This is a genomic window from Saccharopolyspora karakumensis (assembly GCF_004349225.1).
GTDB classification, from domain to species: domain Bacteria; phylum Actinomycetota; class Actinomycetes; order Mycobacteriales; family Pseudonocardiaceae; genus Saccharopolyspora; species Saccharopolyspora endophytica.
In genome coordinates this window covers 71732-79224 of record NZ_SMLA01000026.1, presented here as the reverse complement: position 1 = coordinate 79224, position 7493 = coordinate 71732, and the positions used below count along the sequence as shown (strand labels likewise).

Below are 7493 nucleotides of genomic sequence, written 5' to 3'. Positions count from 1 at the left end.
CTTCCACCGGACGGGAGCGGGGCGGGAACCGCGGTACGTGCAACCGCGGTTCCCGCCCCGGAAGGCCCGGCTCTAGAAGCCGGAGACGTCGAGGAGGGGTTCCTGGGTTCCGTCGGGGTCTTGCGACGGCCAGGTCCAGTCCTTCGTTCCGGCTGCCTGCAAGGCGTTCTTGACCTGCTCCGGGGAGGCGGTCGGGTTGGTCGCCTTGTGGAGGGCGGCGCCTCCCGCCACGTGCGGTGTGGCCATGGAAGTCCCGGAAATCGTGTTGTAGGTGCCGTTGGGCCAGGTGGAGTTGATGCACACGCCCGGTGCGATCAGGTCGACGTCGGCGCCGAAGTTGGAGAAGTCGGCGAAGGTGTCGTCCTCATCGTCCCGGCAGGTCGCCGGAGCGCCGCCGCCCGGCCGGCCGTTGAAGTCGGCCAGCGCGCTGACCGTGATGACCTCGTCGTAGGCGGCCGGCGTGCTGTCCTTGGCGTCGGCGGCGTCGTTGCCCGCGGCGACCGCGAAGGTGACGCCGGCCGAGACCGCGCGGCAGATGGCCTGGTGCTCGGAGTCGCCGTTGCTGCGACCGCACTGACCGTCGTCGGAGCCCGCACCGCCGAGACTCATGTTGGCCACGTCGATCTGCCCGGCGTTGGCCGCGACGTAGTCGATTCCGCAGACCACGTCGGCCGTGGTGCCCACGCCCGCGTCGTTGAGGACCTTGACCGGCCAGATCCGCGCGCCCGGGGCCACGCCGACGACGCCGTCGCCGTTGTCGAGCGCGCCGATCGTGCCCGCGACGTGGGTGCCGTGGCCGTGGCCGTCCTCCGGAGGCAGTATCGGCAGCGTGCAGTTCTTTCCGCCCACCACGTTGAGGTCCGGGTGGTCGCTGTCCACGCCGGTGTCGATGACCGCGACGTCGACGTCGGTGCGCTGATCGGTGCCGTCGATCCCGGCGGTCGGGCTCGCGTCGGCGTTGGCGCGGTCGACTCCGGTGGGCAACGACTGCGAGGTGCTGCGCACCTGGCGGACCGGCTCCACCCAGGCCACGTCGGGATCGGCCGCGATGCGGTCGCGCGACTGCTCGCTCATCCGGCCGGAGTAGCCCTTCAACGCCGACTGGTAGAGGTGCCCGACCTTGGCGCCGTTGTCCTGGGAGTGCTTGTCCGCCTTGGCCTTCGCGTCGGTGCCGTCCTTGAGCACCACGATGTAATCGCCCTCGGGCGCGGGCGCGGCCTGCGCGGTCAGTCCCGTCGCACCCGCTAACGCGCAGGCCAGCAGGATCGCCGTGGTTCGTCTTCGCATCGAAACCCCTCCGTTGATCCGACCTCTCGCCGACCACGACGGCATGCGACATCAACTCACGACGGCAGACCACCCAGTCGGTACGAGCATGGCTGAAGACCATGACACGCGAGGTGTCCCATGTCCATATCTCGATCACCCAAAACCGTTGTCATGGTTGCTATTTCGACACCCGCACCTCCACTTTTTACGATTCACCAGTAATGTTCGGTCGAACAATCGGACGATTCCCTTCCGATCCATGACTTTCGGACGACCCGTCGTCGCATCACGCGGGAGAAGATCTCAGGTGAAGGGCCGGAGAACCCGGCCCCGCGGGTATTGCGCGCGGCGCAGCGATCTGGCGACGCTCTTCGCGTCCGGAGAATTCCTGCGCGAGGAGTGCGTCGTGGTCACGTTAGGCACGTGGAATCTGGAGAACCTGTTCCGCCCGGGCAGCGACGGCGGGCCCGACTCCGCCCAGGAGTACCAGGCCAAGCTCGACTCGCTGGCCGCAACCATCACCGAGATCGCACCGGACGTGCTGGCCGTGCAGGAGGTCGGCGACCCCGAGGCGCTCGCGGACCTGGTCGGCAAGCTCGAAGGCCGGTGGCACACCGAGCTCGCCGAACCCGACGGTCGCGGCATCCGCGTCGGCTTCTGCTCCCGGCACCCGCTGAACGACCTCGCTCAGGTCACCGAATTCCCCGAACAGCTCCAGCCCGTTCAGACCACCGACGACGGCGAGACCGTCCGGCAGATGAGCCGTCCCGTGCTGCGAGCCGGCGTCGAGATCGGCGGACAGCACCTCACCCTGCTGACCTGCCACCTCAAGTCGAAGCTGCTGACCTACCCGGGCGGCCGGTTCAACCCGCGCGACGAGGACGAACGCGCCCGCTACGCGGTCTACGCGCTCAACCGGCGAGCCGCCGAATCCGCCACCGTCCGCGGCCACGCCACCCAGCTGCTCGAAGGCCGCGGCCAGGAGCGGGCCGTGGTGGTGCTGGGCGACCTCAACGACACCCCCGATGCCGCGACCACGACGCTGCTGCACGGGCCGCCCGGGTCCGAGATCGGCACGCCCGGGTTCGACCGGCCCGACCAGGGCGACGGAGCGCGGCTGTGGAACCTCGCCGCCCTCATCCCCGCCGACAAGCGGCACTCCCGGACCTACAACGGCCGCCCGGAGCTCATCGACCACATCCTGGTCAGCCACCAGCTCGTCGGCCGCATCGCCGAGGCCACCACGATCGACACCGCGGCGACGTCGGTCACCGACCAGCCGCGGCAGCGGCGCAACGAACCGGCCTCCGACCACCGCCCGGTGATCACCCGCTTCTGATCCTCGCGGCGGCGATGCGCCCGAGCTCGTCCGGCGGGGCGAACACCCCACGAGGTGGTGCGCGGCGTCGGCCGAGGCCGGGCGCGAGAAGATCGGGGGCATGACCACGAACGATCGCCGCGAGGCGACCCGAGTCCGCGAGGAGGGCCAACCGTGAGCAGGCCCCTCTACCAAGTCAAGGCGGACTTCTTCAAAACGCTCGGACACCCGGCTCGGATCCGCGTGCTGGAGCTGCTCAGCGAAGGCGAGCGGGCGGTGTCGGAGATGCTGCCCGAAGTCGGTGTCGAGGCCGCGAACCTCTCGCAGCACCTGGCCGTGCTGCGTCGCGCCGGACTCGTGGTCACCCGCAAGGAAGGAGCGACCGTCTTCTACTCGCTGACCAGCCCGCACGTCGCCGAGCTGCTGGCCGTCGCGCGCCGCATCCTCACCGGGGTGCTGGCCGGGCAGGCAGACCTGCTCGAAGACCTGCGCATCGCGACGTCCGAGGCCGAGTCCCGGACCAGGCGGGAGTCGCACTCCCCGGACTGAATCCGCCGTCAGCGGGTTGACGGGCCGTTAGCATGGCCGCTCGGTGAACGCTGTCGACGAACGGTTCCTGTGACGACATCGAGCTACGCCGAGGCCGCTGCGGCGGGCATCTGGGGATCGGGAGCCGAGCGGGTCGGCTACATCCCGTCGGTGACCGTCGCGCCGGTCATCTCCGCGCTGGTCGAGACCGACGGGGGCGCGGACGGCGTCTCGCCGCACGTCACCCCGCTGTCGCGGGAGGAAGAGGCGATCGGGGTCATCGGGGCGCTGCCGCTGGCGGGCCGGTTCGGGGCGGTCGTCATGCAGGACAACGGTTTCGGCAACGCGCTGACCGCGCTGACGACCTTCTCGATGTCCTACCACCTGCCGCTGCTGATCTTCGCCAACACACGCGGCGGGCTCGGCGAGTACAACTCGATGATCCACTCGATCAGCCAGCACGCCCCCGCTCTGCTCCGCACCGTCGGATTGCCGGTGTTCGAGCTGGACCGCCGCTCGTCCCCGCAGGACTGGCGGGAGGCCACCGCCGAGGCCGGCGTGCACGCGCGGATGACCTACCGGCCCGTCGTCGTCCTCGCCTCGTTCTGGAACACCGACGGGAAGGTCGCCTGATGCGCCGGATCGAAGCCCTGCGGCAGCTCGTCGAGCTCACCGAGGACCGCCCGCTGGTGGTGACCTGCGCGGCGACCAGCCGCGAACTCGCCTCGGTCGCCGATCGGGACAACCACCTGTACCTGCTGGACTCGATGGGGCTGGCCGGTTCGGTGACCACCGGGCTGGCCATGGCCGTCGAGGACTCGCCGGTGGAGAAGGTCATCGGGATCGAGGGCGACGGGTCCCTGCTGATGAACCCGAACGTCCTGCCCACCGGCGGTTTCACCGCGCCCCGGGCGCTGCTGCTTGTGCTGCTGGACAACCGCTCCTACGGCTCCACAGCAGGGCTGCCCACCTACACCGACCGGATCGACCTCGGCGCGATGGCCGAGGCCGGCGGGTGGACCACCGGCCTCGCCACCGATCCCGAGACGCTGCGCACCGAGTTCGCCCGCCTGCTCGACACCGCGGGCCCGGCGTTCCTGCACGTGCGCATCGAACCGGGCAACGCCTCCGACATCCCGAAGCTGCTCGCGGACCCGGTCGCGCTCACCCACCGCTTCCAGACCTGGCTGACCGCCGAGATCAGCTGATCAGGCGGGATTCGCCTGCGCTGCCGCGGCCTCCAACCGGAGCTTGCGGGTCGCGGGCCCGAAGATCGCCAGGGCGAGGGCGCCCACGATCCAGGTGCCCGCGATGAAGTAGAAGACGGTCATGTAGCCGTAGCCGCTGTAGAGAGCAGCGATGATCAGCGGTCCGACGGCGTTGGACAGCCGGCCCACGCCGTAGGAGATCGAGGTGCCCAGCGAGCGGCCGCGGGTGTCGTAGAGCTCGGGCGAGTAGGCGTAGGCCAAGGCCGTGTAGCCGCGCTCGAACAGGTTGACCATGAAGCCGAAGACGACCACCAGCACGGGCAGGAAGGTCAACCCGTACAGCAGACCGGATCCGGCGATGATCAGTCCGAACACCACCAGGCACCACTTGCGCTCGAAGCGGTCGGTGACCTGCGCGGCCAGGAAGGACCCCAGCGGCGCGCCGACGGTGGTCAGGGCGACGAAGAAGATGGAGTCCTCGACGCTGACGCCCTCGGCGGCCAGCAGCGTCGGTGCCCACGAGGAGAACCCGAAGAAGCCGATGGTCTGGGTGATCCACAGCACCGACAGCAGGATCGTCGGGAACAGGAACTTCTTCTGCTTGAGCATCCGCAGGCCCGGCTTGGCGACGGGCTCGGCCACCGCGGGCTCCTCAGCGGTGGGCAGTTCGCCGTGCTCGGCGGTGGCCTGGGACTCCAGGTCCCGCAGGACGGCCTCGGCCTCGTCGTGGCGACCGCGGGATTCCAGCCATTGCGGCGATTCCACGAGCCTGCGCAGGAACACCAGGAACAGCACGCCCATCGCGCCCCACAGGTAGACCAGGCGCCAGGTCTGCTCCCCCATCGGCACCACGAACGAGGCGATGAGGTTGGTCGCCGGGGTGCCGCAGATGCCGATCATGATCACGTACGCCTGGAACTTGCCGCGCTTGGCGCGCGGGAAGACCTCGTTGAGGTAGACGACGGCGACCACGGTCATCGCGGACAGACCTGCGCTGGTCAGGACGCGGAACACGCCCATCGACAGCATGTCCCAGGCGAACACGGTCGCCAGCGACCACACCGAGAACCACATCGTGGTCAGCGTCAGGGTCCGCTTGCGGCCGAGCCGGTCTGCCAGCCCGCCCGCCACGACCGAGCCGATGAACATGCCCACGAACGACAGCGACGTCACGTAGGCGATGTGGCTGACGTCCGACCCCCACAGCACGCGCACCTTGGGCGCGGTGATGGCGAAGGTGTTGATGTCGGCGAACTCGAAGAAGTAGGCGAACGCCAGCGCGACGATCGTGGTCTTGTGGAACGTCGAGATCGGCAACCGGTCGAGCCGGTTCGCCGAGTTCGTAGCGGAGTGCGGCACTGCGGTCTCCTACGGGAAGCACTTGTGGGGTTGAGCTGCGTGGCGGTGCGGGTAGCGGAACCTGACGCGCCGTCTGGTCTCCGGGCGCCACTCCTGATGTATGCCAATACACGGCGTCGCGGCGTCCTCGCCAGACGACGTCTCAGAACCCGCGGCGGTGCGGGCTGCGAGGGTGGATCTCACGCCTCGCGGCTACGCCGCTTGCACGCAGGTCCGAGAACGGTCACTCCTCTGGCCAGTACAGGCGCATCGGGTTGTCGACGAGCAGCGCTCGTCGCTGCTCGGGGGTGGCGGCGATCTGCGGGACGTGGTCGAGCAGCAGGCCGTCGTCGGGCATGTGGTCGGTGAGGTTGGGGTGCGGCCAGTCCGTTCCCCACAGGACGCGGTCCGGGAAGGTCTCGACGACCTTCCGGGCGAACGGGACCACGTCGGTGTAGGCGTGCTGCTCGCCGTCCAGCGCGGGCGGTCCCGTCCTGGTCAGCCGCTCCGGGCAGGACACCTTGACCCACGCCCCGCTGCGGGCGACGAAGTCGAGGAACCCGCTGAACTCCGGTCCTTCGGGGTCCGCGCTGACGTCGGGCCGGCCCATGTGGTCGATCACGAGGGTGACCGGCAGCGACAGGAAGAAGTCCCGCAGGTCGCGCAGGTCCGGGGCCTCGAAGTAGAGGACCACGTGCCAGCCCAGCGGGGCGATCTTGGCGGCGATGATCTCCAGCGCGTCGGTCGGCGCGGCGTCGACGAGCCGCTTGACGAAGTTGAAGCGCACGCCCCGGACACCCGCCGCGTGCAGGCGTTCCAGCTCCTGGCGCGTCACGTCGGAGGTCACCGAAGCCACCCCGCGCGCTCGGCCGTCCGAAGCCCGCAGCGCGTCGACCAGGGCGCTGTTGTCGCTGCCGTGGCAGGTGGCCTGCACGATGACGTTGCGGGACAGCCCGAGGTGGTCGCGCAGGGCGAACAGCTGCTCCTTGCCCGCGTCCACCGGCGTGTACTTGCGCTCGGGCGCGAACGGGAACTCCGCGGCCGGGCCGAAGACGTGGCAGTGCGCGTCGACAGCGCCTTCGGGCGCGGTGAAGGCCGGCTCGCTCGGGTTGGGGTGCCAGGGCAGCCACCCCGGGGTCACGTCAGTCCACATAGGTCAGTCCCAGATCGACGAGCCGGGGTCGCATGTCGTAGAGGTCCAGGCCGAGCACCCCGTCCTGGAACTTCTCGCGCTTGCCCGCCTCGTTGGCCTCGCGCGCGGCCGCCGCGGCGGCGACGTCGGCGGCCTTGGCGGCGGGCACCACGACGACGCCGTCGGAATCAGCGACGATGACGTCACCCGGGTTGACCAGCGCGTTCGCCACCACGACCGGCACGTTGACCGAGCCGAGGGTGGCCTTGACGGTGCCCTTGGCGTTGACGGCGCGGGAGAACACCGGGAAGTCCATCTCCCGCAGGTCGTCGACGTCGCGGCAACCGCCGTCGATGATCAGCCCGCGAGCACCCCGGGCGCGCATGGAGGTGGCGAGCAGCTCGCCGAAGAAGCCGTCCTCGCTCTCGGTGGTGCAGCCGGCCACGACGACGTCGCCGTCCTGCACCTGCTCGGTGGCCACGTGCAGCATCCAGTTGTCGCCGGGCTGCAGGAGTGCGGTGACGGCCGTGCCGCAGAGCTTGGCTCCCTGGTAGACCGGCCGGATGTAGGGGCGCATCAGACCGACCCGGCCCATGGCCTCGTGCACCGTGGCCACGCCGAACCGGGACAGGGCCTCGACGGCTCCGCGGTCGGCGCGCTCGACGGTGCGGTGGACGACTCCGAGTTCGTGCACGGTGGA

The 7493-nt window shown here is 69.9% G+C and carries 8 protein-coding genes; 4 read left to right on the top strand and 4 right to left on the bottom strand.

Going from position 1 to position 7493, the window contains the following annotated elements; genetic code table 11:
• Positions 1-72: 72 nt before the first annotated feature.
• On the bottom strand, positions 73-1287 hold the full coding sequence (locus tag E1202_RS17900) for a S8 family peptidase (protein WP_132684296.1): 1215 nt from the start codon (positions 1285-1287) through the stop codon (positions 73-75).
• A 388-nt stretch (positions 1288-1675) separates the two neighbouring features.
• Between E1202_RS17900 and E1202_RS17895 the strand changes: the two genes are divergently transcribed.
• From E1202_RS17895 to E1202_RS17880, 4 genes are all read left to right on the top strand, one after another.
• Positions 1676-2608: an endonuclease/exonuclease/phosphatase family protein gene (locus tag E1202_RS17895; protein WP_132684295.1), complete on the top strand. Its 933-nt coding sequence runs from the start codon at positions 1676-1678 to the stop codon at positions 2606-2608.
• A 153-nt stretch (positions 2609-2761) separates the two neighbouring features.
• Complete coding sequence (locus E1202_RS17890; protein WP_132684294.1) at positions 2762-3136, top strand: ArsR/SmtB family transcription factor; 375 nt, start codon at positions 2762-2764, stop codon at positions 3134-3136.
• A 69-nt stretch (positions 3137-3205) separates the two neighbouring features.
• A complete protein-coding gene (locus E1202_RS17885) occupies positions 3206-3748 on the top strand; it encodes a thiamine pyrophosphate-binding protein (protein ID WP_132684293.1) in 543 nt (180 codons plus the stop codon).
• Entirely contained in the window at positions 3748-4323 is a 576-nt protein-coding gene (locus tag E1202_RS17880; RefSeq protein ID WP_132684292.1) for a thiamine pyrophosphate-dependent enzyme, read from the top strand. The genes E1202_RS17885 and E1202_RS17880 overlap by 1 nt, the downstream gene beginning before the upstream one ends.
• Here E1202_RS17880 and E1202_RS17875 read toward each other — a convergent pair whose 3' ends face one another.
• From E1202_RS17875 to ligK, 3 genes are all read right to left on the bottom strand, one after another.
• The gene (locus E1202_RS17875) at positions 4324-5682 is read right to left on the bottom strand and encodes an MFS transporter (protein ID WP_132684291.1); all 1359 of its coding nucleotides are present in this window, start codon (positions 5680-5682) and stop codon (positions 4324-4326) included.
• 223 nt (positions 5683-5905) lie between these two features.
• A complete protein-coding gene (locus tag E1202_RS17870) occupies positions 5906-6814 on the bottom strand; it encodes an amidohydrolase family protein (RefSeq protein ID WP_132684290.1) in 909 nt (302 codons plus the stop codon).
• Positions 6804-7487 carry a 4-carboxy-4-hydroxy-2-oxoadipate aldolase/oxaloacetate decarboxylase gene (gene ligK, locus E1202_RS17865; protein WP_132684289.1) on the bottom strand — a complete coding sequence of 228 codons (684 nt, stop codon included), beginning with the start codon at positions 7485-7487 and terminating at the stop codon, positions 6804-6806. Before ligK ends, E1202_RS17870 begins: the two co-directional genes overlap by 11 nt.
• Positions 7488-7493 lie beyond the last annotated feature (6 nt).

Bases quoted from the DNA above. Each gene is read 5' to 3' on its own strand.
- E1202_RS17900 (WP_132684296.1), bottom strand. From the start codon at position 1,287: ATGCGAAGACGAACCACGGCGATCCTGCTGGCCTGCGCGTTAGCGGGT.
- E1202_RS17870 (WP_132684290.1), bottom strand. From the start codon at position 6,814: ATGTGGACTGACGTGACCCCGGGGTGGCTGCCCTGGCACCCCAACCCG.
- E1202_RS17880 (WP_132684292.1), top strand. From the start codon at position 3,748: ATGCGCCGGATCGAAGCCCTGCGGCAGCTCGTCGAGCTCACCGAGGAC.